Below are 25,835 nucleotides of genomic sequence, written 5' to 3' on the forward strand. Positions count from 1 at the left end.
CGTAATTATTTAAAGTTGAGCAACGTATTCTTTGAAAGTCATTCCCTTCATGTCTTTCTCAGACAGAATAGGGTTGGTGACCTGCCAGTCGATATTCAGATCGGCATCATTCCACAGGATACATTTTTCACTTTGCGGATCGTAGTAATTAGTACATTTGTATTCGAAATCGACGGTATCGGAGAGAACGACAAAACCGTGCGCCAGTCCCGGCGGGATCCAGAATTGCTTTTTGTTGCTTTCGCTAAGAATGACGGATTCCCATACGCCAAAGGTGGGGGAATCTTTGCGGATGTCGACCGCGACGTCCAGCACTTCGCCCTGCACTACGCGAACCAGCTTGCCCTGTGGGTTGTTAGTTTGAAGATGCAAACCACGCAGGACGTTCTTCACGGAACGTGAATGGTTATCCTGAATAAAATCGAGATCGATATTCAGCATTTCCTTGTAACGCTGGGCATTAAAGGTTTCCAGAAAAAAACCGCGCGCATCTTCAAAAACGCGGGGCTCGATAATTTTCACACCCGCGATTTTGGTGTCAATAACGTTCATCATCATTCCTTTCGTACTTTTTAATATGCGCCGTCGCGTTTCAGAACGACGCCGACAGTTTTGAACAATATTACGATATCATTCCACAAAGACCAGTTCTTGACGTACCACGAATCAAAGTAGACGCGTTTTTCATAATCAACGTCATTGCGTCCGCTGACCTGCCACAGCCCGGTCATACCGGGTTTAGCCATGCGGTAATAGTCCGCATCATCGCAGTAGCGCAGCAGTTCTTCGGCAATAACCGGTCTGGGCCCGACCAGGCTCATCTCGCCTTTCAAGACGTTAAACAGCTGCGGGAGTTCATCAAGACTGGTACGGCGGATAAACTTACCGATTGGAGTAATACGTGGATCGTCTCGCAACTTAAAGTCTTTATCCCACTCAGCCCGTGCCACCGGATCGTTTTCCAGCAAGTTTTGCAAAACTTCCTGAGAATTCATGACCATTGAACGAAACTTGAGGCATTTAAACAGTCGGCCTTTGCGACCTACGCGTTCATGGCCATAGATGGCATAGCCACCATCTTTTTTCACCTGTAGGCTAAGATAGATAAACAGCGGCGAAAGCATGATAAGCAGCAGGCTGGAAACCACAATATCAAACGTGCGTTTAACAAAGCGGGAACTGCGTTTTGCCAGGTTATTGTTGACGCGTAATAACAGGACTTCGTGACTGAAAATAAATGCCATGTCCGTGCCGTACAGGGGTACGCCGCGAATAGTCGGGATGACGGAGATAGAACGGCATTTTTTCTTAGTCAGGTTTTTAAGCCATATCTCCAGCTGCTGAGAATCGCTTTCATCGAAAGCAAGTATGTACTGAATATTTTTATAATCTTTAAGGCGATAAATCTCTTCCTCGGAACTCAGTACCTTAATGTCTCCGTTAATCGGGACATCGTGCCCATTAACAGAATAAAAATACTGAATATCATATCCCAGGTTTTTTTCACTCATTAATGCCTGATAAGCATCATAAGCATTAATACCGCCGCCAAGAATGATGGTTTTTTTCTTCCACATGCCCAGTTTGTTGAGCAACAGCTTGATAAGTTTCCTGCCCACGGGTATGAACACAAAAATACCGCTCCATGTGAATACCCAGAGATAACGGGAAAAATGCCATTTTGAGAATGCCACCATCGCCAAATCGATGATCGCAAAAATGACAATGGTACGTAGTATCTCTTTAAGTTCATTCCAGAAAGGCTTACGGTATGTATAATGTCGTAAGCGTATCCCAAACCATGCTACCGCAATAAAGCCCAGGGCAAAATGCGAAAGCACACGGAAATTATAATCTTCCTGCGGCAAAAATGGGGAAAGGTCACCACCAAAAAACTGCTTTGTCAGCCACATTGCCACAAATAAACACGAAATATAGATACCAAAATCCATTAATGCAAAAAGGTATTTAGGTATAAAATGACGAACGCTATTACTCATTATACTCACCTGTTGTAAGCGCTACTGTCCCAGTACCTTCTGTGCATACTCATTTTCTTAACGAGTGAGAACGGTAGAGACTTATATTTCAAACCAAGTTTATAGCCAAGTAATTTAGCAGCATTATTAGCAAACGCTTTAGGCAATAATAATGGATTGTGTTTAATTAAATAGCTTATTTCTGATTTAATGAATTTACTACCCTCTGAAGAAACACCGTTGAACTCTTTTTGAATCCAGGGTTCATCATAATGAAATACACCGATGTCAAAATAGCGTTTAAACTCCTCAGTCGTGGAGTAGTTATGTGAGTGACGAGCTGCAGCATCGGCGCAATAGCCCGTTTTTAAATTTTGCTGGAGTGCCCTTGCGGCAAAATACATATCTTCACACAGGATAGTATCAACTGGAAAGCCGCCGATACGCTGAAAGTCAGCCACCTTGTAAGCTGAAAATGAGTTCGACATGAAGACCGTTTTAATACCACGTAATGAAATGTCCTGCCGCTGATTTACCAGTGAGCGATCGCCGTAGTTAAAGTAACGCGCATGCGCCGCCACCGCGTTGGCATCTAAATGCGGCAGCTGTTTACCATAGGCGGCACTGAGATCGTGCTCGATCATATAATTGACCAGAGTAGTAACGGCATCACTCGTGTGCAGGATTGCATCCTGTGTAAGCAGCACGACGTAGTCTTTATCGTGGAAAATGTCCATTGCCACATTACGTGTACCGCCATGATTAAATTCACTCCGAGCGATCTCATGGACAGTAAAACCATATTGTTTTGCAATCTGCTGGGTGTTGTCCCGGCTTTGAGAATCAATCACGACAACATCAATACCGGCCTGGCAATTCTGGTGAATAGCGTGCGCTGCCTGCTCCCAGATTTTTCCGCCATTATAAGTTACGACAGCAATACCTATTTTTACAGGAGAACTCATTATTTTGTTTCCAGAGAATCAAGAATATTTTTTACTAAAGCATCCCAGCTATGGCTAACTAAATATGCCGGATCATCAACAAAGCTTGTTGTACTAAAAATATTTTTTCCTTCACAGAGAGCAGTCAACTTTTCTGCCAGGTGCGTTACATCATCCGGTGGGAAAAAGGCAACCTTACCGTAATCACCTAGTGTCTCATGAGCATAGGGTAATTCAGCGCAAAGGATCGGCAAATTGAACGCCTTTGCTTCAGAAAGCGGCAAACCCCATGTCTCAAGCTTAGAAGGAAAGATCAGGGCATCTGTTTCGTTACGATACATCTCATCCAGACGCTGTTTACTCTGCAGGCCGATAAAGCGAATATTATCAAGCTGACGTCTTTCACATTCGTCAATGATGTAGTCACCAAATTTGGTCATTCCCTTGTCAAACGTCAGTCGGATCTGAATCCGATTATAAACCTCACACTGTCGCTGCTTAAGAAGGTCCATCGCTTCAACCAGTACAGAAAAATTCTTAAAAGTACGGGGAAAAGCAGGATAAAGTAACCTTTTGAGGCTATCGGGTTCTACAGTGGTACGCCTGTGCTCATCGTCTTTTTTGATGTTAGCTACCGGACGCGCAACCATAATGTTGTTAATGCCGTAGGTTTTCTGAAAATAGCGCGCAATCCACTGTTGTTGAACAATCACATAGCGGTTCGCTTTAATATTAATGCCATACAAAAACTTATAAAACTTAGTAAATAAGTAAAATGTGCGGTCATACTTTAAATCAACACTGCTGGACTGATAAAAAGGTGATGGATTATGGCAATAAACAAACTGATTCGGGACTGCCACGCGAGCTGACATATCGTGCAAAGAAATCCATGCGTCAGGTTTAAGCTCTTTGCTTAACGCATAGCTGGTCATATATTCAAATTTTATGCGTTTAAACCAGCTAGTTTTAATTTCTTTGTACTCACGAAACTCAACGTTGGGTAAGCCAACATAGTCATTAAACAGTGCAATATCATGAACCAGACAAATGAGTTTAACACCATGTACTTTACTAAAAGTGTCAATCATGGAGCGATACACGGTCAAAATCCCGCCCTCAACCATATTGACACCTGAAAGAACAATTAACTTATCCATGAATCAACCAAAGTATTGAAAAAATAATAGTGTAAGTCATTCTCTCTTTATAGTAAGGCAGGATGTTATTTTTAATAAATAATACCTTATCCTTTAACGAGATTCGACTTTGTGCATCTTTATGATGGAACATGAGATACATAAGGCGAGCGGATACCACCGATCGTTTGATTCCATTCAGGGTCTTCCTGAACCTTTTAATTCGAGCCAGTAAACCGCGCTGATGAGCACCAACAACATTGGCTGAGTGCTGACGATATTTTATTAATGCCTGATGTACGTAAAATATTTTACCATGTAACGCAGCCTGGAAAGCGTACCAGTGATCGTGCATAGCGATGTTCGCGGGGACGTTACCAGCCATATTCAATAAAAGCCGGTTCATTATTGTCGTACAACCGTATACCGACGAACGCCAAAGTAGATAATTTATATTAAGATTGTTTTCAGGCGTAAGCTGCGAAAAACGGTAAAAATCATGGTGAATGGTGTGTAAATGCTCGTCTACCACATGCAGGTTGGAAAAACCGAGACACGGATTCATTGTGCCATTGACGTTTTCAGTTTCGCATATCCGTGCAAGCATCACTTCAATTTTATTATTTTCCCACACATCATCTTGATCGCTAAACAAAATGTAGTCTGCATCACTATATTGCAATCCATAATTAAAATTGCTTACCACACCTGTTGAATCAGGACAAATATGCAGGCTAACCCGCGCATCCGTTGCTGCAATGCGCTTTACAATAGCTACAGTGGAATCTGTAGAACCGTCATCCGTGACAATTAGCTTTAATGCAATGTGTGTTTGCCCCAGAATAGATTCAATTTGTTCTTGTATATATTTTTCGCCATTGTGCGTGGCGAGAATGACGTCAACAACCCTATTACCCATAGTATTCATTGGCCTTGAACAATGCAAAATTGTCTTAATCAGATAACATCATTTGTAGGAAATATTTTGTTATGACTATCAGTAACTGAGCCACAGAGACTTTAACTAAAACAAACCTAATATTTTAGCTTTACTATTTTTCGTGAGAAATAGATCAATACCAAAGCATCAAATGTCATACGTGCCGTCCACGCAATCGCAGTACCCAGCAAACCATAGTGAAGAGTTAAAAGATAAAGCGCCAGTAAGTAAGGCACAATCTCGCACATATGAATAAATGCGGTGATTTTAGCACGGCCTAACGCTTGAATAGAGGAATAAGGTATTTGCGCTATCGAGTTCATATAGAATCCGATAATCAACACCCGCAGAATATTTGCTGAGTGTTCACCGAGTTCCGCCCCCATCCATAATGTCATAAGTTGTTGTGCAAGAAGAAGGCATACAATAACAACTGGTAAACATGCAACCGTCATTAGTACAAAGCTTTGCTTTTCAAGTTTTGTTCTTTCTTCAAGTGTCTTAGCGTAACTAAGCTTAGGAAACAACGCCCTTGACAGTGCCGCCGGAATATTTAATAACCGCCCTACCCCCTCGGAAGGTGCAGTATAGTAAGCTATTTTGTTTGCCCCGAGAAGATTGGAAATAATAAAACGATCGCAATAAACCATTAGCGGACTAATAATATTGCTAACGGTCAGCCATCCACCAAATTTTACCAAACGGTAGAATGTTTCTTTATAAAACTTAACGCCGCTGCTAATGATAATTTCACGACATATCACCAGCGTAATAAGAAATGAAATGACTCGCCCTACGACTAAGCCAAGAATAGCGGATTTTAACGACGCTTCAAAAAGACAAAACAATGCGGGAAAACTAGCAATAGCAGAGTTACTGATGGTCTTTTGAATGTTGATATTGAAGAACTTTTCATGACCTTCAAGCCAACCCAGCCATACCTGATTTAACAAATATATGGGTATTACCAGTGACAGAAATGCAAATGATTGTCGCACCTCCTGCGTATTACTCACCGAAACCTTCAGGAGGGTACCAAGATGTGGTGTGCTGATATAAAGGAGGAAAGCCGCAACAACACCAAGGATAAAAACGACGGTACTGGCAGTAGAAATGATTTTTTGTTGCTCCCCCTTGTCAGCGCGATACATCGAAATTTCTCTGATGACTGCCCGACTAAGGCCAGCATCAAATATGCTGGCATAACCTACAATAGCAAAAGCTAGCGTAAAAATACCGAATGCTTCGACGCCAATTGCACGCGCCAGGAAGCCCAGCGCTGGTACCGCGATCAAAGTGGGAATCGCAAACCCGGCCAAATTGTAAACGCTATTTTTTATTAAACTCATAATTTTTCTGTAATAGATAAAAAAGCAAGATGCGTGGGAACACAGCCAGGCACGCTACCGCCCCTGGCTTAACAGCTACCAGTGCACTGATCTGTAACCCAATTGGCCAGACTGACCTTGCGCAGGTTTGGAGTGATACCTACAGGCCAAAATTCTGCGATATTGTCGTTTGTATCATTACCAGATACAAGTAGCATTTTTGGTTATAATTTAACCCAACCATATAAAAAAGACGTAGTCACACGTCAGATTTCAACTGAACAGGGCCATAGTAAGGGCAATATTTATACTATTCATAGCGCAGGTACCAGATACGAATGTGAATGCATCTCAAACTTTTTCCCATAGCCAGTGTATTCATACCGCTCTTCTTCCCTCATACGTTGCCAGGTAATCCAGGAACACTTAACCGCCTGAAAAAATGAGTAAAGTAATCATAAATATGATGTGACATTATAGCCACTTCCAGTCACACCGCCAGCGAATGTCCATGCTTCGTCATGGGATTTGAGCCAACGGTATACCTTTTAAGCATTCTGAGCGCTAAGAATCTTCGCAAAACCTAGCGGTGATGTCATATGTAAAAAAAACCTCAGGGATTAGCTGGGGCTTTAAAGGTTATTACGTACTTTATGTATTAAGATGCATGTTGATATTTGACGTCTTTAATCACCCCCAAACAGATCTCGCGTATACACTTTATCCGCCACATCCAACAACTGATCAGCCATACTGTTCGAGACAATCACATCCGCTTCGTTTTTAAACACAGCCAGAGCGCGCACTACGCGTGAATGGAGAACTCATTTTCCGTCATTATTGGCTCAAAAACGATAACCTCGACACCTTTTGCCTTGATGCGTTTCATGATTAAACGGAGAATGCTGATGCCTTGCAGCATGAATCCTGTTGCAGCATGAACTCGTAGCATGCTATTGGACTAGACATATAAGATTTGGCCTATCAAAAAAATGTGTATCAGTTAGCCAACTCATACTTTTTTAGTAGTTGATAAGCCAAACCTAAATTAATGATTAGAAACCAATATAAATCAAGGTAAGATAAAGCCAGATAAGAAAAAACTCATATCCGGAGAAATACATGAAGTTTCTGATCACTGGTGCGGCAGGGTTTATCGGTTTTCACGTATCTCAGCGCCTTCTTGAAGCAGGTCACGAAGTCACAGGGATCGATAATCTTAATGATTACTATGAAGTTACGCTGAAAGAAGCTCGTCTGGCGCAGATAACATCACCACTTTTCATTTTCAAAAAAATTGATCTCGCCGACCGAATAGCGATGGAACAACTCTTTTCTGAGGGTAAGTTCGACCGGGTCATTCATCTTGCAGCACAAGCGGGAGTTCGCTATTCAATCGAAAACCCACATGCCTATGCTGAGTCTAATCTGATGGGACATTTAAATATCCTTGAAGGATGCAGGCATAACAAAGTAAAACATCTACTTTATGCCTCCTCAAGCTCAGTATATGGTTTGAACCGTAAGATGCCATTCTCAACCGAAGATTCAGTTGATCATCCGGTGTCTTTATATGCTGCGACAAAAAAAGCCAATGAGCTAATGTCACATACTTATTCGCATCTGTATGGGTTACCTACCACCGAGCTGCGCTTCTTCACCGTTTACGGTCCATGGGGAAGACCTGACATGGCTCTTTTCAAATTTACTAAAGCCATGATTGCGGGTAGAAGTATTGACGTCTATAACTACGGCAAGATGAAACGTGACTTTACCTATATTGATGATATAGCTGAAGCAATTGTTCGCCTTCAGGATGTCATCCCTCAGGAAGATGCTGAATGGACCGTCGAAAATGGCTCACCTGCAACAAGCTCTGCACCTTATCGAGTCTACAATATCGGTAATAGTTCCCCTGTTGAATTAATGGACTACATTACTGCACTCGAAGAGGCTCTTGGAATTGAAGCAGAAAAAAACATGATGCCAATTCAGGCGGGGGATGTGTTAGAAACAAGCGCTGATACTCAGGCGCTGTATGAAGTGATTGGATTCAAACCTGAGACTAGCGTCAAGAAAGGCGTCGCTAATTTCGCAGAGTGGTATAAGCAATATTATAATGTGTAAAAATAAAAGCCCTCAGAATGAGGGCTCGTTTCTTTTTTTGCAAATATAAATTATTTATTCAATCACCACCAAAGAGATCGCGCGTGTAAACCTTCGACGCGACATCTGTTAGCTCTTCAGCCATACGATTCGAGATGATAACGTCAGCCTCTTTTTTAAAAGCTTCAATATCTCGAATCACGCGAGAATGAAAGAATTCATCTTCGGCCATTACCGGCTCATAAACAATAACTTCTACGCCCTTCGCCTTAATGCGTTTCATGATCCCCTGAATGGAGGAGGCGCGGAAGTTATCTGAGCCACTTTTCATAATCAGGCGATACACCCCTACTACTTTTGGTTTCCGCGCAAGAATAGAATCCGCAATGAAGTCTTTGCGAGTGCGGTTAGCATCAACAATGGCTGAAATGAGATTATTGGGAACTGCTTCATAGTTCGCCAGCAATTGCTTGGTATCTTTTGGCAGACAGTAGCCGCCATAGCCAAAGGAAGGATTGTTATAGTGGGTGCCGATACGTGGATCCAGACAAACGCCTTCGATAATTTGTCTCGTATTGAGGCCCAGGCTCTCAGCGTAGCTGTCCAGCTCGTTAAAGTACGCCACGCGCATTGCCAGGTAGGTATTAGCAAAGAGTTTAATGGCTTCGGCTTCCGTTGAGTCAGTAAATAGCACTGGCACATCTTTCTTAATAGCTCCCTCCTGAAGCAGTGCCGCGAAACGTTCAGCACGTTCTGAGCGTTCACCAATCACAATGCGTGACGGATGCAAGTTGTCATAGAGCGCCCTGCCCTCACGCAAAAATTCAGGAGAGAATATAATGTTATCAACGTTCAGTTCTTTTTTAATCGCTTCTGTAAATCCCACCGGGATGGTTGACTTGATGACCATCACCGCCGAAGGATTGATTGCTGTGACATCCCGGATAACGCTTTCTACAGACGAGGTATTGAAGTAATTAGTTTTGGGATCATAGTCGGTTGGCGTCGCGATGATGACATAATCGGCATCGCGATAAGCTTCGTGCTTATCAGTCGTAGCCCGAAAGTTCAGTTCCTTCTCAGCCAAATATTGTTGAATCTCTTTATCAATAATAGGAGATTTTTTCTGATTAAGCATATCCACTTTAGCCGGGACGATATCTAATGCCACGACCTCATGATTTTGAGCAATCAAAATCCCATTTGATAAACCAACGTAGCCTGTACCAGAAATTGTTATTTTCATTAGAGAGCAACTTTAGTGAGTTTAAATGTGGAGGAGATGACTATACAGCCACCACGATATTCATCAGCTGTGAGAGTTTTTAACCCCGGAACTTATGGGCTGTCAAGAGGGGTATTTTAGGGCGCATAAGTTGTACCAACGGGAAACAGTGAGGTTTTTCTTAAAATTATTATAAATCGAGCGTATGTATAAAGGAATGCAAGCAAAAAAGCCCGGTCATTTTATTTCCCCGGGCTTTATTCTGACGACTTTCTAAATCAGATTAATCCAGCCATTCAGTGTGGAACACACCGTCTTTATCAGTACGCTTGTACGTATGCGCACCAAAGTAGTCACGCTGCGCCTGAATCAGGTTGGCAGGCAGTACAGCAGAGCGATAGCTGTCATAGTAGGCAACAGCAGCCGAGAAGGTCGGAACCGGGATACCGTTCTGCACCGCATAGGCAACCACATCACGCAGCGCCTGCTGGTAGTCATCAGCAATTTGCTTAAAGTATGGCGCTAAAAGCAGGTTGGCTATGCCGGCATTTTCGGCATAAGCGTCGGTGATCTTCTGCAGGAACTGCGCACGAATGATACAGCCCGCACGAAAGATCTTCGCGATCTCGCCGTAGTTGAGATCCCAGTTATGTTCATCAGACGCGGCACGAAGCTGTGAGAAGCCCTGCGCATAGGAGACAATCTTGCCCAGATAGAGCGCACGGCGCACTTTCTCAACAAACTCAGCTTTATCAGCAGCGGGTTTCGCCTGAGGACCACTCAGCACTTTCGACGCGGCTACGCGCTGTTCTTTAAGAGATGAGATATAGCGAGCAAACACAGACTCAGTGATCAGCGACAGCGGCTCGCCCAGATCAAGTGAACTCTGGCTGGTCCATTTACCGGTACCTTTGTTAGCCGCTTCGTCAAGAATCACATCAACCAGATATTTACCTTCTTCATCTTTCTTAGTGAAGATATCTTTGGTGATGTCGATCAGATAGCTGCTCAACTCGCCTTCGTTCCACTCAGTAAAGATGGACGCCAGCTCGTTATTAGACAGGTTCAGGCCACCTTTCAGCAGTGCGTAGGCTTCTGCGATCAGCTGCATATCGCCGTATTCAACACCGTTATGCACCATTTTTACATAGTGACCCGCACCGTCCGGACCGATATACGTCACGCAAGGTTCGCCATCTTCCGCAACGGCAGCGATTTTGGTCAGGATTGGCGCAACGAGCTCGTATGCATCTTTCTGACCGCCGGGCATGATTGACGGCCCTTTAAGCGCGCCCTCTTCGCCACCGGACACGCCAGTGCCGATAAAGTTAAAGCCTTCTTCAGACAGCTCACGGTTACGGCGAATGGTGTCCTGGAAGAAAGTGTTGCCGCCATCAATGATGATGTCGCCTTTATCCAGATACGGCTTCAGGGAATCAATGGCGCTGTCAGTACCTGCGCCCGCTTTTACCATTAACAGGATACGACGCGGCGTTTCAAGAGACTCAACGAACTCCTGCACCGTGTAGTAAGGAACCAGTTTCTTACCGGGGTTCTCGGCGATAACCTCTTCGGTCTTTTCACGGGAGCGGTTGAAAACGGAGACGGTATAACCACGGCTCTCGATGTTGAGCGCCAGGTTGCGCCCCATCACTGCCATACCGACGACGCCGATCTGTTGCTTGGACATTATGTACTCCTGTCAGGTGTTTTTATACATGCATAAAAGGTTGCAAGATATTAGCTCAAATATATTGTATTTAGAAGGACAACTATACATAAAAAGATTTACAAATCAAACTCTAATAAAGAGAACCCTATGAATAGCAATAAAAACTCATGACTACTGGTTCTTTATTGGAATCGAGCCTAATATTGAAATTATCTATCAATTCAGGAAGCATATATAAAACGTACCAAAAAAAAACACTAGAATATTCAGGGGAATAATTGCCACTATATCCATAAACATTATACTCTTTTCTCTTAATATCTAATGATTTATTTGAATTTTCAAACTCCATGTGTTTTTTTTCTCCAGTAGCATAGGGTAGAACCCATTTTGTTGCATCAATCAATTTTTTTTTACCATTGATCTGCATATCAATCCATGAGTCACCTTTTAATCTTGCATAGGATGCCGCCTGAAGAAGTGGTAAAAGATCATAAATTGCGTAACGTATAGCATTATGTTGCTTATAATCTAATGTAACAGAGTTACTATCAATATTATCTTTCAATTGCTTTAAGTATAACAATTTTGTCTCATTAAAAATTTCATCATTATGTAGAGAAACCCCCATAATAGTAAGCAATTTAATTCTATGACTTTGCCAGTTATTGTCAGAATTTTTTAAAAAAGGACCGTTAATTCTCTTCAGATAACCCTCCGCCCAATATTTTATTTTAGAATCGAAAAGATTACGCTCACTCTGTGTGAGGGAACTTCGAATCTTATAATAACTAAAAAATAAAGTATCAAACTTAGTTTCGTCGATTGGATTAAAATTTGGATTATATACCGTTAACCATTCGTTAAAATATGAAACTAATTTTTTCAAACTTTTTTCATCTTTATTAATTAACCAATATTTAGTCAACCTCCCTATTATAGTCATATCTTTCATGGCTATTATATCATTACTCTGAATCTGTTCAGGCAAAAGTCCTTCAAAGTGCATCTCCTTTTTTGGATTGGGGTGCAATAACAATATCTGATCTAATGGGATAATTTTTTTAGAAACCTCTTTACAAAACCTATCGTTACTAGGATAGGCTGGCAAACAATAAAACATAAAACAAATAATAAAAAAAATGTTTTTTTTGTTCATGATCTACTCGTAAAATTGATTAATCAAATTTAATTAATAACCCCTTGCAAAAAGCTGAAACTCCTGAAAAATAGCCTCCATTTATTTTAAATAATTTCCTACGAGATATAATAAATGGTAACGCCATAAAAAAACTGAAAAATCCAAAAACTTGGCGAAAGGTGACTCCTCTGGAGTAAGCCGTAATAACAGAGTTTTGTGTCCCGGATGACTCGCATGGATGTGAGCAAACTATTTTAGGATGGAATGATATTTTTTTTCCTTGCTTCAAAATATTAGCTAAAAAAATTGCTTCATCGCCGACCGGAAGATTTGTACCTGCTCCCATCTCCTCTGGAAAAAAATGGTTATGCGGTTTTTTTATTGTAATTTCTATAGTACCGACTGACATGATATTTAAAATACTTCTTTTTTTTATATCATTGTCAGATAGAATTTTTTTCCTTGGCTGCCCCGTCTCATCAACAATAATAAAAGTAATGACATCCGAATTATCTTCTAAATGAGATGAAATTATTTTTTCATAATAATTTTCAGCAAAAGTAATATCGTCATCACAGAACCAGATAATATCAGCATCAGATTTTTTAATTAAAAAATTTCTACTTTTAGTAACGCCTAGGCTGTCTAATCGAAAATATAAAACATCGCGTCTGCTGTTTATTATTTCCGAAACTTCCTCACCTACTCCAACATGATATTTTTGATGGCCAATCAAATAACGTACATTTTTCTTCTCAGATGGAAGTCGTTTTAAAATATCGAGTATCCTATCAGAATATGTTGAAATTAAAACATCTAAATTTTTGTTATTTAAACCATCCATAAAAACACCCTTTTAAAAAATAAAAAGATTTTAAAAATTCACCTTTATTGAAAGCACTAATTACAAGTCGCTTAAAAGGAGCCAAACACAATTTTGCTGCCCTATAGAACCCTATAATTCGGTAATTTTTTTTTATATAAAATGCATAACCGCCGCCGTAGGCTTGTAGACGAATTAATGTTTCCTTATCAAAATAATTCTCTTTAGCTTTATGATAAACAATTAAATCTGGATAATATAAACCTTTATGATTTATATGTAGTAGCTGAGTTATATAATCAGTTTCCTCTCCAGCACCATATTTCGTATTAGCACCAACCCCCATTCTCTCATCAAAATGAATCTCATCAAATTTTTTATTTCTTTTAAAGAAGTAAGTAAATGAGCATCCGGCTTTTTTATCAAAAGAAATCAAATGCTCATTCGAATCACAATACACGAGAGATTTTCTCGCATCCTTAGGATCGATTGTTTTGATTGAAAGGAAGTCAATTGAAGATTTTTTCTGAAATATATCAAAGACCTTATCAATCAATCTATTTGAATAGATGCAATCATCATCTGGAAAACAAATAAATTTTCCACTGGCATACTTCTTTCCATAATTCCTGGCCCTAGAAAGCCCACGAATATTAGTTTTAAGATGTTTAATATTTAAGAAACTATATTTTAATATAAGGTCATCAATTAAACCGTCATTGTTTTGATCAACAATAATTACTTCAAATTCCGTTTTATTTCCTATCAAAGAATTTAAAAAGAAATCAACATCATCATATCTATTAATGGTACATAATATTAAACTAAACATGTAGCCTCTTTTTCATTATTTTATTAAATAATATATACAATAAAAAATAAAAGAAGAAACCTACAAAACCGTTAGTTGCCAGTGGGTTCCTAAAAATCATCCCAAATGTTACGTTCAAAAAAAAGAGCATAAGCATAAATGAATTTAAGTCTTTCCTTAGCATTGCTTTTTTATAAACAATCCCATAAACAATCCCAAATATACTTCCATAAATGAGTGGGGCTCCCCACGAGAAATCTTGGTACATGTCATAAAAAATAGTATAAAAGGCATTAGCTTCATCACCATTATTGAGAACAATAAAAGAGTTTTTTAATAAATATTCTTGTGAATTAAAATATAGAAAATTTATAGAAAGTATTTTCGAAAAGGGATACAAAAGTAAATAAGAAAAACTGCCTAATGTGGCTTGCCCAAACCAACTACTAGTAGCGAAAAAAGAATTTGCCCCTCCGCTTTTTTCAAAGAGACTAAACCCGTAGAGATGATAGCCAACTATATACTTATCAATAAAGTAAGAAAGTGTAATTTCTCCACCAGCTCTATATGCAGATAAGAAAAATAATACACAAGCCAGAATAGATGCCAGTATAGGCACTTTTAAAGATAACTTACCATTTGATCTATAAATAATCGTAAAAATCACTAATAAAGCATAATAATATATTGGCGAGCGTCCTAGCATTACAATACTCATGACGAAAATCAGTACAAACCCTTTAAATAAATATGATTTTTTTCCAGTAAGTAAGTATAGAGACAAGAATGCAAATTGTATAAAATAGACTCCGCCTTCAATAAAGATAGTATATAAAATTCGTAAATTTTGATTTCCAAAAAGTATAGAAGCTTCATCATTGCTACCAAAAGCTTTTGCTCTATACTCCCAAATATTACCATTAGTCATTAATACTAATGATTTATATAATATGGGGATATATATACAAGTCACTATAACGAATAATATTTTAATGAATTTATAGTTAACAATATTTGTTTTTTGCAGAGGTGTTCTATAGAATGCTTTTGCTATTAAGTAACAAGTAATGAAAACTACTATAAAAGATAATATAAAAAAATAAGTATCTAATGAAATTCCTCCAATGCCAAAAAAATCAATATAAGCTAATGTGCTCCAAAGTAGAAGCCAAGTGCCCGTCCATACACCGATGTCTTTAGTGACTTTCATTGCGTTTCACTTTTTTCAAAATGTTATAAACACCCAATAGTTTGGTAATTACAATGATTTTTTTATACATCAATCCAACCATATGCTTATATTTCATTATAATATATCTTTTCTTTTGCAAAAAGATGAACCGTATTCCATATGTCCCACTTATAAAGTTTTCAATAAGTTTGATATCATCTTTGTCCTTTGACTCATTTCTATTCTTTTTAAAGTTATATAATTCATTTAATTCTATGAAGTTCACCCCTAAAAATGAAAAAGTCAAAGAATTAAAAATAAAATAATCACTAATTTTATGATTATAGTTTTTAACGTAGTGATTATGACTATTGCTCAGTAATTTCTTGTCGACGATGGATTTCGTAGATCCAATAGCGACAATATAATCAACATCATTAAATGATCTAATTCCTAATAGCCCTAAAATAACACTACCAGTAAAGACAAAGTTCTCACTATATAATTTATTCTTATCTAGGAAATAAATTATTTCCTTCAGGGCTGTAGTTTGTATATTATTTAATATAAGTTCACTATTTTGGTTAAATGTACACCTAACAAGGCCTAGTGTCTCCTCCTGATTATCAGTCATATGAATACAGTGTTTAAGGCCACTAAACTGTTGCCGGAACTTTTCCTTTATAAGGATATCATTATCAATCCCATGAGTTTTGAATAGCACCACATGAGTTTTTTCCTGATCGGAATAAACTTTTTTTGACTTTCCCCATGACCCATCCCATTTATTTTTGTAATTTCCAATCCACTTTTCTTTTTCGTAGCACGCAAGACATATATTATTTATACCATTTAGGCTAAGATCTAAACTTCTACTAAATATAAAATCTTCGTTAAGTAACTCCTCTAAATAGGAAGTATCTTTTTGTTTGGCGAACGGCCAAACAATTGCAATCCTAATGGCTTTATCAAAATGCGCCAACTCAGTTACTAAATTAAAAATTAATGAATCATCTTTAGTTTTTTTGTCAAAGTAATTTATATCATAATTACATTCAAGATTTTTTAATTCGATTACTGGAATTTTGATATTCAAAACATTTGCTATAGCAATACGGTGCGCACCATCAAGAGGCACTCCAGATGGACTGACTGGAACTAGTCCTTTTGTCTCATCAAAACCATTCTCTAATATATTTATATAAATTTCCCTGAAAGATTTCAGGTAATCTTGCTGGCTTCGCTTAAACGATTCACCGGGTTCGATAAAAGAATTATCAGTAAACGCTGATATAGTATCAATGTATAACTTTTCATAATAAGTGATCTTTTCAGCATCATTATTTATGATGGCTTTTAAAAAATTTATTTTTACAATAATATCAACACGTTTCGAAAAATCAATATCGTTCGTATCTAAGTAGTATATTTTGTTTTTAACATCATCTTTTAAGTAGGAATGAAATCTGCTATCAATAAGATTTTTATACATTTTTAGCCTTTATTTTTTTATTAATGATATATGTTACATATAGGTTCATTACTGCAATAAATAGTGGTGTATAATATATATTCATAAAACTACTAACATAAACCAACAGCGACATAGAGACATTTAACAAAAACAATATTTTAATCCTTTCTGATTTAAAACCTTGCCCATTCATAAGCGAAAGGTAAATATTAAAATAGCCTTGAATTATTATTAAAGGAATAAATAATATATATAAATTTAATGTTGAATCTAATTCATTAAGATATTTTAGAATCAAAAAGGCAGGAGCAACTGATGCTATTGAAAACAATACATTCAGAAAAAATGCTATTTTCTTCTTCTTTGCAAAGTACGAATAAACTGAATCTTGTCCGATTTTTTGATGATAAAAATTACTTTCTATTGATTGTATATATGTATTTACGGGTAATAAAGCAGTTGTTGCGAACCTTGAACATAAATTATATAGCCCCGAGATTTCACTTTTAAAAAATATATTAACTAAAATTTTATCTAATTGTTGATAGAGATTTCGAAGTGATGATGATGCAAGAAATGTGAGAGCTTCTGAAATATATTCTTTTACATCATTTAAATCAATTTTAGTCTTACAACTTCGTTTTATTATACCGTAGCTAAAAAATGCAAATGAAACCAAATTATAAGATATTACAAAATATACTATAGAATTTTTTTCAAGCGGCAAAAATCTTACTAATACAATTAGAAAAAACAAATATGAAACCCCAATTAACATATTGGACAAGGCCAATATCTTTATTTTTTTTTCACTATACAAAAAAGCTTTCGAAATTGATCTTAGCGATAAGTTTATAGTTTCAAAAAATAATATAAGAAATGCAAATTTAAATTCATTTATAAAGAAAACCCCAGAAACAATAAATGAGTAAATTATAGCGCTAAATAATGAAATTAAACATGCAATTTTAATTACTTTATTATAACTTGAATCATTACTATTTTTTTGAATTAAATTATATCCTCCAAAAACCGAGAACAATGCTAATATAGATGCCCATGTCATTAAAGTCGAATAGCTACCTAATATAGCCAATCCATAAGCTTTTGCTATATATATAGTTGACAACATTCGGAGGATTATCAAAAAAAATTCGCTGCTAAAAGCATTTAGCAAACTCAAATAGGAACGCATACACAAACCCTGTTAAACTCATCGCTAAGATAAATTATTTAAGCATAAAAAAATCTAAATTAGAAACATCCTGCCATTATAGCATACTTAGTATTATCTAATTAAACATCCTAATAAGCTTATATTTTAATCATCTTGCTACAGTCCTCCATGCATAATTAACAAAACACCAAGAGGCTTTTATTAAATTAATCCTTTCGATCTGCCTATAAATCTGCCATTGCCTCATGGCTTTTTTAAATTTATTCCTAGATATTGAGCCTTTAACAATTCTATAATGAGACAAAATTACTGGAAGTAAATGAGCTTTATTATCATTTTCTTTTAATAATTTTAACCACAATGCATAATCCTGTCCTGTACGAAGCAGGGGCATTTTAACATTTTTGTGATAACTTGCATCCAACATTACCGTTGAACAACCAAGCGTAACTTTTTTTAGTAATAAATCCTCGTAACATATTTCTAAACTATTTTCCCTGATATCGATTTGTTTGTTGATTGTAGTCCCCAGTTCACTGATAAGATCATATGAAGTGAAAGTAAATTTATATTCATTCTCTAACATAAACTTAAGTTGAGTTTCTAATTTATCTTTTTCCCAAAGATCATCACTGTCGATAAATGCTATGAAAGAACCCTGAGCATTTGCTAAGCTATTGTTTCTCGAATATGCAGCCCCACGGTTTCGTTCATTCTTAAACACTTTTACCCTTTGATCTTTCTCCTTTATCTGATCCAAAATTGCCCATGTCTCGTCTGTAGAACAATCATCTGTTACAAGCCACTCCCATTTTTGGTGGCTCTGATTAATTAGCGAGTTATAGGTTTGTAATATAAATGATTGTGAATTATAAGTAGGGGTAATGATTGAAACCAAGACAGAATTTTCCATTAGATATCTCCTTTGAAATCAACTTGGGATTTATATTTATTGAGTTAGGATATTAGCAATTCTAAAATCTATTACCTATGAAGTTAAGATATGCCGCTATAGGGCAGTTATTTAAGCCAAGCCCTTTAAATCCGACGTATAATCCGAAATTTTTTTTGCTTACAGTCCTCAGTTGGAGAGAATCTCCATTAAAGCCCTTTACAAATCGTGATAAGTTAGTTTATTGATTTTGCTGTTTTTTTCGGCACGCTACCGCTCTTGGCTTACAGCTACCACATTGCAATATCATGACAATTAGATTAAATTTTTCATATACACCATGTTAACCGAACATAGTGATAAGACAAGAAAATTCTTAATCTACATAATAAAAAATGTGTCTAAGCCTACCATTTTTAGTTGTTGATAGATAAGACAAAAACAAAACGGCAGTGGAATCATGATATGAGTAAAAACTCAAACATCATAATTCCACTGCCGTTGTCGGTATGGATTAACCGCGCCCCTGAAAGGGGTATTCGTTATCCTGCGTTAAGCAATTTTTTAATACTTTCGCGGAATTTTGCACCCTCATTCAGGTTACGCAGACCATAATTAACAAAGGCCTTCATATATCCCATTTTTTTACCGCAGTCGTAGCTGTCACCTGTCATTAGCATGGCGTCGACGGACTGCTTTTTAGCAAGTTCAGCAATGGCATCAGTAAGCTGGATTCGTCCCCAGGCACCGGCTTGTGTACGTTCCAGTTCCGGCCAGATGTCGGCGGAAAGCACATAGCGACCGACGGCCATCAGATCGGAATCCAACGTTTGCGGCTGATCCGGCTTTTCAATAAATTCAACGATACGGCTAACGTTACCTGCATTATCAATAGGCTCTTTGGTCTGAATAACAGAATATTCAGAGAGATCGCCTTCCATTCTTTTCGCCAGCACCTGGCTGCGTCCCGTCTCCTTATAGCGAGCGACCATTGCCGCCAGGTTATAGCGCAATGGGTCTGCGGTCGCGGTATCGAGGATAATATCTGGCAGCACAACGATGAAAGGATTATCGCCGATAATTGGTTGAGCGCAAAGAATCGAATGGCCGAGGCCAAGTGGCTGAGCCTGACGCACGTTCATAATGGTGACGCCTGGAGGGCAGATGGATTGCACTTCAGCCAGCAGCTGGCGCTTAACGCGCTGCTCCAGCAGCGCTTCCAGCTCATAGGACGTGTCAAAATGGTTTTCAACGGCGTTTTTGGAAGAGTGAGTGACCAGAACGATCTCTTTGATCCCTGCAGCAACAATCTCGTCGACGATGTACTGAATCATAGGCTTGTCGACAATCGGTAGCATCTCTTTCGGAATGGCCTTCGTGGCAGGCAACATGTGCATCCCTAAGCCCGCTACCGGTATAACCGCTTTCAAATTAATCATTATTTCTTCCACCTATAAATGATTTGTGAATTATAGACTCTAAAAATGTTTTATCCAGCCAGTTTTGGGATGATACGCCTTATCGCTGCTGAAAACCCGGGTTGAATTCTGAAGCGAGGCGTTTAATGTCCAGGAATCGTCGTAAAATTAGCGCCCCGGCAAATGAAAATTCACCCCTTCCACCCTCGCCACCTTCTGATCCACCCTATCGACGTCAACCGAACTCTCCCCTTTCTCGTTGACGGCTTTGATGTTCGCCATTGACAGCAAGGTGTCGTCGCGGGCCATAAACTTACCGCGTACGTCTTTACGCAGGTCGAAGTTGAGCTTTAAGGCAGAGCCGCGACGCGCCTCCTGCATGACGTTGATGTTACGCATGAAAAGATGCTGCGGTTTGTTATGAAACTCTAGCGAGGCGCGGGTGGTGGTAAGGTTGGTGATGGAGACGAACGAGGTGGCGTTGCCTGAAGAGATTTGAATGCCGCGCAGTTTCCACGGCAGATCGCCGTTATGGATGTGGATATTATTCAGGCGAAAGTTCTGCGGAATGGAGAGATAATTGCCTTTAATCACGCCGTAACCAATTAACATTCCGGCGCTGTTTTCCATATCGATATTATCAATGACGAAATTATCACAGCCATAAATAGCCACCGTAGCGTTATCAATGCCGGCGTTTTTGCTGTATTCCGGGGTGATATCCCGCGCTTTAACGTTACGGATAATAAAATGTTTGCCATTCTCGACGTGAACGAGCTGCCGACAGTGGCTACCGGTGATGTTGGCGACGACAAAGTTTTTTACCGTCATATGTTCCGGATAGTCGTTATCGTAGGTGCTGCCCGCGAGGCCGATGCCGATGCCCCAGTTGATTTTGCCGTTCGTGCAGTCGATGTGCTCAATCACATGGTCTGAGATCAGAATATCGCGGTCGTTAATAGCCACGTTCCATTCGATCGCATCGCCCTGCAGGTAGCTGAAGCGGCTGTGCGTGATTTTTGCATTCTCCACCGCGTCGTGGAAACCCTGACGCAAAATCCCGTAGTTGGCTTTGGTGACGGTAATGTCATTGATGGTCAGGTTGCGCATGGTCTGCTTTTTTTTGGTGCCGATGAAGATCTGCGCCACCGGACCATAGCCGCTCAATGTTACCCCCTGGATAACGCAATCCGAGCCACGCACATCGAGCATGATGTTATACAGGCTGGAGCCGGGCGTGCCGAGGATCTGGCAGCCATCGCTAAGGTTAAACCGCCCACGCCCGTTGCCCTTTAGCGCACCCTGTACGCGCAGGGTTTTACCCGGCGGCAGCGTAATACTGGTGTTGATGTTATCGCATACCACGCCCTTGGGGACCTCAACGGTGTCCGCCGCCGCAAATGCCAGCCTGAAGGCGCGGATCCAGTCGTTACCGGTATTGAAATCACGAATGTCCACCGCCTTCAGACTGCCAAGAGCGCGGGCCAGCGGACTGTGAAGTAAAGGAAGTACGGCAAGCGCGGAGCTTGCCGAGAGGAAATGACGGCGGGAGAGTTCTTGCGGATGTTTACCCATGGGACCTCGTTTTAAAGCGTTGGCAGCAGGCTGGCGAGGCGCTGGTTGATCACCTGCTGATTGAATTCAGTTTCGACTTTTTGCCGCGCGCGGTTGAGAACGGGAACCAGCGTCTCCTCGTCCAGCGTTGTGCATAAGGCCAGCCGGGCGGCCAGCGCGGCGGCGTCATTCTCGGCCACCAGCCAGCCGGATTTGCCGTCGTCGATGAGTTCGGGAATGCCACTGTGGACGGTTGAAACCACCGGAATGCCGACCGCCATGGCTTCCATCAGCGCGACCGGAATACCTTCCATATCACCATCTGCCCCGGTAATCGATGGCAGAAGGAACACATCGGCGTCATCCAGCATCGCTTTGACTTCATGGCCGGGACGGAAGCCGCACATCTCCACGACATCTTCCAGTTGATATTGCTCGATCAGCGTGCGCAGCCGCCGCTCCCACGGGCCGAGGCCGAGAATGCGGTAGTGGAATCTGACGCCCTGCGCTTTGAGCTGACGGCAGGCATCAATGGCGACGTGCAGCCCCTTTTTCTCGGTGAGGCGCGCGACAGAAATGATCTTCAATGTGTCGCCCGGCAATTTTAGCGGGCGACGGGAGAAGCGCTGCATATCGACGCCCATCCGTGAAACCACCACCTTCTCCGGCGGGCACCCCATCCCACTCAGCCGCTCCCCCCACAGTTCACTGATCGGCAGCATCGCATCCCCGGTGTGAAAGAGCTGCTGATACTGCGGGGTATAGCGGGCGAGTACCTCACGGCTGGAGATATCAATACCGTGAAAAATGGTGGCAATTTTGCCGTTGATGACGCCCAGCTCGCGCAGGCGGCTGGCGGTGACGCCCGCCGGGCCGAAGTGCGCGAGGTAAACGTCGGCGCTGAAGGTGCGCGGGGCTGTCGCGCAGATCGCCGGCAGGATCAGGTTACGCGCTTCGTCTCCGTAGCGGCCGACGTTAAGCGCCCGCCACACGGCGGGCTTGTGTGCGCCTTTCAACATGCTGAAGGCGCGGTAACGCAGTTTTGCCAGTTTGTTCTGCGGCTCGTCCTGCAACCAGTGGGTTTTTTCTGCCAGTCGATAGGTGTGAAAGGCAGGATGCGTGTTCTGCAAATCGCCTTTTTGCAGCGCGACGATCTCTACCTCATAACCCATGTCGATAAACGCGACGATCTGGTTGAGCACGAAGGTCTCCGACGACAGCGGGAATTTCAGCAGAAAGAAGCCGACCTTCATTTGGCCTCCCGGATCCTGTCGAGCACGGAGCCAATCATGGCGAAGCCTTTTTCACGTTCGGCGGAGACGGCCTCATCCACTTTCGCGCTCAGCGCGGGCAGCTGGTTGAGGATGTCGGCGACAACGCCCTTTAATGAGCCGTCAAGCAGATGACGGATGTCGATCGCCATCTCAGGCAGCCCCAGTTGCTGCATGATCCCGGCGGATTTGTGCTCATAGTTGATGGCGATGGCCGGCGTGCCGAAGTTCATCGAGATGATCGCCGAATGCAGGCGTGTACCGATGGTCAGCGCACATTCGGCGAGAATTTTGCCAAGCTCTACATCGTTCAGTTCGTCCATCGCAATGTGCAGTTGCTCGGGCGCGTTAACGTACTGCGCCATGCGCAGCGCCACCATCCGGTCGTCGCGGTTATAGCGGTCGATACTGGTACAGGTGGAGAGTACCAGCACCTGATAGCCATCTTCCATCAGGCGATTCACCACCCCGGCAAACGCCTGCTCGTAAGCCTGCTGAGTGGTTCCCAGACGTTTGTCGAACGGTTCGAGATCGCGCAGGGTGATGGCGACGGTTTTCTGGCGGCGCGCCACCTCCAGCCAGTGCTGTACCGCATAGCTGGGGGTAAAGGTGTCGTGGCGGCGATCCACCAGCCAGGCGGTATCCACGCCCTGCTCGACTTTGCTGGTATTAATATTGCTCTTTTCCATCAGATCGCGGCTGACGGTTTCACGCAGGATCAGCGCATTGGTGCGGGCAAAGACATAATTTGCCAGCTGGTTGAAGTCCGGGTTCTGGAACGGGCCGACGCTGTGACCGACCATATAGATCGGTTTGTTGGCCATAAAGGCGCAGAACGGATATTCGAAATGGGTCAGGCCGTAGAGATCGACATAGTTCGATCCCCCCACCTGAATGATCGCGTCGTAGTTTTTCAGGAACTCAGCGAAGCGGTTGAATTCCGGGGCGATGCGGAAATTACGCAGGCGGCCTTCGCCGGTGACTTTCGCCAGTAAAATGCGGTGCTGGTAGCGGCGACGCAGGACTTTTTTCACCCGTCCGCTCATGCCTGCCGCGGCCTGTTGTTTCTGGCTCAGTTGATACAGCGGATCGGCCATGATAGTGCGGCCCTGTAGCCAGGACGAACTCACCGGGAAGCGACTCATCACATCCAGTTCTGCCTCAGGCTCCTGACGAGTGATAGCGTCAATCAGTCCACGCATAATGGCGCTGTCGCCACGGTTTCCACAGGTGTGATTACCCAAAATTAATAATTTCATTATCGCCTCTGAAAGGTGTTTATTAATGCGCCCGCAGCAGCGTTTTTAACTTCTCGCTGCGGCAAAACGGCTTTTTCATTTCCACTACCAGGCTGTTGCGTGAAAGCACCAGCACCAGCCCAAAACTGATAACGCCTGCGGCGACCTGTGCGGCAAACAGCAGCGGCAGAGAGACGCGTCCCGCCAGCAGTTCGCCCAGCGCATAGCTGATGAGCAGCGTCGGCAGAGAAAGCCGCAGCGGCAGCCACAGGCTCTGCAAATACTGTTTGTAGCTCGGCCCGACTACCGGTTTAATCATCACGAAATAGCTCAGAACGGTGTTGAGGATCTGCACCAGCAGGAACCCCAGCGTCACGCCAATCACGCCCGCCAGATGCCCGCCGATCAGGATCGCCGGAATAAACAGGAAGGTTTTAAAGACGTTGAATTTAAAACTCAGATCGACCCGCGCCCGCGCCATCAGCAGCGAACCGATGGGGTTGCCTACCGAACGCAGCAGGCCAACGACGCACAGCAGTTGCAGCACAGGCACGATGTCCATCCACTTTTCGCCAAACACCAGCAGGACGAAATTGTTTGAAACCACCATCAGCCCCAGCAGCGCCGGGAAGTTGATGATCCCCACCACCGACTGCAGCTTGTAGAAGTTAAGACGCAGCTTCGCAGTGTCGTCCTGAATTTTGGCGAACGCCGGAAACAGCACGCGGGTAATGATCGGGTTCAGCTTCATCGGCGGTACGACGGCAACGTTCCACGCGAGGTTGTAGCCCCCCGCCGCGCTGGCCCCGAGAATACGCGCCAGCGCCAGCGTCGACAGGTTGGTATTGACGTAGTTGATGATGCTATCTGCCGTCAGCCATGCACCAAAACGCAGGTTCGGGGCGATAGATCGCAGGGAAAAATGGAAGCCCGGACGGTAAATCTTGCGACCGAACCAGCCGAACAGCAGGGTGCGCACCGCGCTGTTAACCAGATAACCGAGGATCGCGGTCATGGCGACAGGCCAGTAGCGCGCGCTGATCACCGTGAAGGTGAAGCCTGCCAGCACGGAAAGTGTTTCGATGGTGCCAATCTTGTTAAACTCCAGCTCTTTTTGCATCAGCGCACGGAACTGCTGACCGTGCGGCGTGACCACAAATGCCAGCGACAGGGTTTTGATCAGCGGAGCCAGATCCGGGTTATGCAGCAGCCCGGCAATAATATCGCTGAGTAAATAAATGGCGATGAACACCAGCACGCCCAGCCCAACGTTCAGCCAGTACAGGGTCGTCAGCTCGCCGTGGCTGATTTCTTTACGCTGGATAATCGAGTTGGCGATGCCAAAATCACACAGCGTATCGGCAAGAGCGATGATCACCAGCGAGATGGTCAGCAGGCCAAACTGATGACCGTCGAAAATGCGCGCCAGGAGGGTCATCTGAATCAGCCCCAGGCCGATGATGATCACCGTGGCGATGGCCGACCATTTTGCGCCGCTAAGGGTCTTTTCACGTAAACTCATTGACGATCCC

At 42.1% G+C, this 25,835-nt stretch carries 21 protein-coding genes and 1 pseudogene; 1 reads left to right on the forward strand and 21 read right to left on the reverse strand.

The genetic code is table 11. The features are described from left to right. Positions 1 to 9: 9 nt before the first annotated feature. The 7 genes and pseudogenes from rfbC to P0H77_RS13755 all read right to left on the reverse strand — a co-directional run. Positions 10 to 552, reverse strand: a complete 543-nt coding sequence (gene rfbC / locus P0H77_RS13725; protein ID WP_103674164.1) for a dTDP-4-dehydrorhamnose 3,5-epimerase — start codon at positions 550 to 552, stop codon at positions 10 to 12. Between the two features lie 20 nt (positions 553 to 572). Further along, positions 573 to 2,003, reverse strand: coding sequence for an undecaprenyl-phosphate galactose phosphotransferase WbaP (gene wbaP / locus P0H77_RS13730; RefSeq protein WP_276165136.1), 1,431 nt, complete (start codon positions 2,001 to 2,003; stop codon positions 573 to 575). 2 nt (positions 2,004 to 2,005) lie between these two features. After that, a complete protein-coding gene (locus tag P0H77_RS13735) occupies positions 2,006 to 2,944 on the reverse strand; it encodes a glycosyltransferase (protein WP_276157418.1) in 939 nt (312 codons plus the stop codon). After that, positions 2,944 to 4,083, reverse strand: a complete 1,140-nt coding sequence (locus tag P0H77_RS13740; RefSeq protein ID WP_276157419.1) for a glycosyltransferase — start codon at positions 4,081 to 4,083, stop codon at positions 2,944 to 2,946. The genes P0H77_RS13735 and P0H77_RS13740 overlap by 1 nt, the downstream gene beginning before the upstream one ends. Further along, positions 4,076 to 4,981, reverse strand: coding sequence for a glycosyltransferase family 2 protein (locus P0H77_RS13745; RefSeq protein WP_276157420.1), 906 nt, complete (start codon positions 4,979 to 4,981; stop codon positions 4,076 to 4,078). The genes P0H77_RS13740 and P0H77_RS13745 overlap by 8 nt, the downstream gene beginning before the upstream one ends. A gap of 116 nt (positions 4,982 to 5,097) precedes the next feature. Then, positions 5,098 to 6,351 carry a flippase gene (locus P0H77_RS13750; protein WP_276157421.1) on the reverse strand — a complete coding sequence of 418 codons (1,254 nt, stop codon included), beginning with the start codon at positions 6,349 to 6,351 and terminating at the stop codon, positions 5,098 to 5,100. A 665-nt stretch (positions 6,352 to 7,016) separates the two neighbouring features. After that, a pseudogene (locus tag P0H77_RS13755) lies at positions 7,017 to 7,237 on the reverse strand (UDP-glucose 6-dehydrogenase); the annotation flags it as partial. A 215-nt stretch (positions 7,238 to 7,452) separates the two neighbouring features. On the opposite strand from P0H77_RS13755, the gene P0H77_RS13760 reads away from it, so the two are divergent. Beyond that, positions 7,453 to 8,457: an NAD-dependent epimerase gene (locus P0H77_RS13760; protein WP_276157422.1), complete on the forward strand. Its 1,005-nt coding sequence runs from the start codon at positions 7,453 to 7,455 to the stop codon at positions 8,455 to 8,457. 58 nt (positions 8,458 to 8,515) lie between these two features. Here the strand turns inward: P0H77_RS13760 and ugd are convergent, their stop codons facing one another. From ugd to P0H77_RS13830, 14 genes are all read right to left on the reverse strand, one after another. Then, positions 8,516 to 9,682 carry a UDP-glucose 6-dehydrogenase gene (gene ugd, locus P0H77_RS13765; RefSeq protein ID WP_276157423.1) on the reverse strand — a complete coding sequence of 389 codons (1,167 nt, stop codon included), beginning with the start codon at positions 9,680 to 9,682 and terminating at the stop codon, positions 8,516 to 8,518. A gap of 262 nt (positions 9,683 to 9,944) precedes the next feature. Then, a complete protein-coding gene (gndA, locus tag P0H77_RS13770) occupies positions 9,945 to 11,351 on the reverse strand; it encodes an NADP-dependent phosphogluconate dehydrogenase (protein WP_276157424.1) in 1,407 nt (468 codons plus the stop codon). Positions 11,352 to 11,478: 127 nt separating this feature from the next. Then, complete coding sequence (locus P0H77_RS13775) at positions 11,479 to 12,492, reverse strand: alginate lyase family protein (RefSeq protein WP_276157425.1); 1,014 nt, start codon at positions 12,490 to 12,492, stop codon at positions 11,479 to 11,481. 19 nt (positions 12,493 to 12,511) lie between these two features. Further along, on the reverse strand, positions 12,512 to 13,318 hold the full coding sequence (locus P0H77_RS13780; protein WP_276157426.1) for a glycosyltransferase: 807 nt from the start codon (positions 13,316 to 13,318) through the stop codon (positions 12,512 to 12,514). Next, positions 13,302 to 14,129: a glycosyltransferase family 2 protein gene (locus P0H77_RS13785; RefSeq protein WP_276157427.1), complete on the reverse strand. Its 828-nt coding sequence runs from the start codon at positions 14,127 to 14,129 to the stop codon at positions 13,302 to 13,304. Before P0H77_RS13785 ends, P0H77_RS13780 begins: the two co-directional genes overlap by 17 nt. Continuing rightward, a complete protein-coding gene (locus tag P0H77_RS13790; RefSeq protein ID WP_276157428.1) occupies positions 14,122 to 15,318 on the reverse strand; it encodes an O-antigen polymerase in 1,197 nt (398 codons plus the stop codon). The genes P0H77_RS13785 and P0H77_RS13790 overlap by 8 nt, the downstream gene beginning before the upstream one ends. Then, a complete protein-coding gene (locus tag P0H77_RS13795) occupies positions 15,305 to 16,771 on the reverse strand; it encodes a hypothetical protein (protein ID WP_276157429.1) in 1,467 nt (488 codons plus the stop codon). Before P0H77_RS13795 ends, P0H77_RS13790 begins: the two co-directional genes overlap by 14 nt. Next, positions 16,764 to 17,948, reverse strand: a complete 1,185-nt coding sequence (locus P0H77_RS13800) for an oligosaccharide flippase family protein (RefSeq protein WP_276157430.1) — start codon at positions 17,946 to 17,948, stop codon at positions 16,764 to 16,766. Before P0H77_RS13800 ends, P0H77_RS13795 begins: the two co-directional genes overlap by 8 nt. A gap of 130 nt (positions 17,949 to 18,078) precedes the next feature. Beyond that, complete coding sequence (locus tag P0H77_RS13805; protein ID WP_276157431.1) at positions 18,079 to 18,843, reverse strand: glycosyltransferase family 2 protein; 765 nt, start codon at positions 18,841 to 18,843, stop codon at positions 18,079 to 18,081. 521 nt (positions 18,844 to 19,364) lie between these two features. Then, positions 19,365 to 20,261: a UTP--glucose-1-phosphate uridylyltransferase GalF gene (gene galF / locus P0H77_RS13810; protein WP_276157432.1), complete on the reverse strand. Its 897-nt coding sequence runs from the start codon at positions 20,259 to 20,261 to the stop codon at positions 19,365 to 19,367. Between the two features lie 147 nt (positions 20,262 to 20,408). Next, positions 20,409 to 21,815 carry a colanic acid biosynthesis protein WcaM gene (wcaM, locus tag P0H77_RS13815; RefSeq protein WP_276157433.1) on the reverse strand — a complete coding sequence of 469 codons (1,407 nt, stop codon included), beginning with the start codon at positions 21,813 to 21,815 and terminating at the stop codon, positions 20,409 to 20,411. A gap of 11 nt (positions 21,816 to 21,826) precedes the next feature. Beyond that, positions 21,827 to 23,047 (reverse strand): colanic acid biosynthesis glycosyltransferase WcaL, encoded by a 1,221-nt coding sequence (wcaL, locus tag P0H77_RS13820; RefSeq protein ID WP_276157434.1) that lies wholly within the window; start codon positions 23,045 to 23,047, stop codon positions 21,827 to 21,829. Beyond that, a complete protein-coding gene (gene wcaK, locus P0H77_RS13825; RefSeq protein ID WP_276157435.1) occupies positions 23,044 to 24,324 on the reverse strand; it encodes a colanic acid biosynthesis pyruvyl transferase WcaK in 1,281 nt (426 codons plus the stop codon). The genes wcaL and wcaK overlap by 4 nt, the downstream gene beginning before the upstream one ends. A gap of 22 nt (positions 24,325 to 24,346) precedes the next feature. Continuing rightward, positions 24,347 to 25,825: an MOP flippase family protein gene (locus P0H77_RS13830; RefSeq protein ID WP_276157436.1), complete on the reverse strand. Its 1,479-nt coding sequence runs from the start codon at positions 25,823 to 25,825 to the stop codon at positions 24,347 to 24,349. Between the last annotated feature and the right edge of the window lie 10 nt (positions 25,826 to 25,835).

Origin of the sequence: Superficieibacter sp. HKU1 (assembly GCF_029319185.1) — a bacterium.
In the GTDB taxonomy this organism is placed as follows: domain Bacteria; phylum Pseudomonadota; class Gammaproteobacteria; order Enterobacterales; family Enterobacteriaceae; genus Superficieibacter.

Bases quoted from the DNA above. Each gene is read 5' to 3' on its own strand.
- rfbC (WP_103674164.1), bottom strand. From the start codon at position 552: ATGAACGTTATTGACACCAAAATCGCGGGTGTGAAAATTATCGAGCCC.
- P0H77_RS13735 (WP_276157418.1), bottom strand. From the start codon at position 2,944: ATGAGTTCTCCTGTAAAAATAGGTATTGCTGTCGTAACTTATAATGGC.
- P0H77_RS13740 (WP_276157419.1), bottom strand. From the start codon at position 4,083: ATGGATAAGTTAATTGTTCTTTCAGGTGTCAATATGGTTGAGGGCGGG.
- P0H77_RS13745 (WP_276157420.1), bottom strand. From the start codon at position 4,981: ATGGGTAATAGGGTTGTTGACGTCATTCTCGCCACGCACAATGGCGAA.
- P0H77_RS13750 (WP_276157421.1), bottom strand. From the start codon at position 6,351: ATGAGTTTAATAAAAAATAGCGTTTACAATTTGGCCGGGTTTGCGATT.
- P0H77_RS13760 (WP_276157422.1), top strand. From the start codon at position 7,453: ATGAAGTTTCTGATCACTGGTGCGGCAGGGTTTATCGGTTTTCACGTA.
- ugd (WP_276157423.1), bottom strand. From the start codon at position 9,682: ATGAAAATAACAATTTCTGGTACAGGCTACGTTGGTTTATCAAATGGG.
- gndA (WP_276157424.1), bottom strand. From the start codon at position 11,351: ATGTCCAAGCAACAGATCGGCGTCGTCGGTATGGCAGTGATGGGGCGC.
- P0H77_RS13775 (WP_276157425.1), bottom strand. From the start codon at position 12,492: ATGAACAAAAAAAACATTTTTTTTATTATTTGTTTTATGTTTTATTGT.
- P0H77_RS13780 (WP_276157426.1), bottom strand. From the start codon at position 13,318: ATGGATGGTTTAAATAACAAAAATTTAGATGTTTTAATTTCAACATAT.
- P0H77_RS13785 (WP_276157427.1), bottom strand. From the start codon at position 14,129: ATGTTTAGTTTAATATTATGTACCATTAATAGATATGATGATGTTGAT.
- P0H77_RS13790 (WP_276157428.1), bottom strand. From the start codon at position 15,318: ATGAAAGTCACTAAAGACATCGGTGTATGGACGGGCACTTGGCTTCTA.
- P0H77_RS13795 (WP_276157429.1), bottom strand. From the start codon at position 16,771: ATGTATAAAAATCTTATTGATAGCAGATTTCATTCCTACTTAAAAGAT.
- P0H77_RS13800 (WP_276157430.1), bottom strand. From the start codon at position 17,948: ATGCGTTCCTATTTGAGTTTGCTAAATGCTTTTAGCAGCGAATTTTTT.
- P0H77_RS13805 (WP_276157431.1), bottom strand. From the start codon at position 18,843: ATGGAAAATTCTGTCTTGGTTTCAATCATTACCCCTACTTATAATTCA.
- galF (WP_276157432.1), bottom strand. From the start codon at position 20,261: ATGATTAATTTGAAAGCGGTTATACCGGTAGCGGGCTTAGGGATGCAC.
- wcaM (WP_276157433.1), bottom strand. From the start codon at position 21,815: ATGGGTAAACATCCGCAAGAACTCTCCCGCCGTCATTTCCTCTCGGCA.
- wcaL (WP_276157434.1), bottom strand. From the start codon at position 23,047: ATGAAGGTCGGCTTCTTTCTGCTGAAATTCCCGCTGTCGTCGGAGACC.
- wcaK (WP_276157435.1), bottom strand. From the start codon at position 24,324: ATGAAATTATTAATTTTGGGTAATCACACCTGTGGAAACCGTGGCGAC.
- P0H77_RS13830 (WP_276157436.1), bottom strand. From the start codon at position 25,825: ATGAGTTTACGTGAAAAGACCCTTAGCGGCGCAAAATGGTCGGCCATC.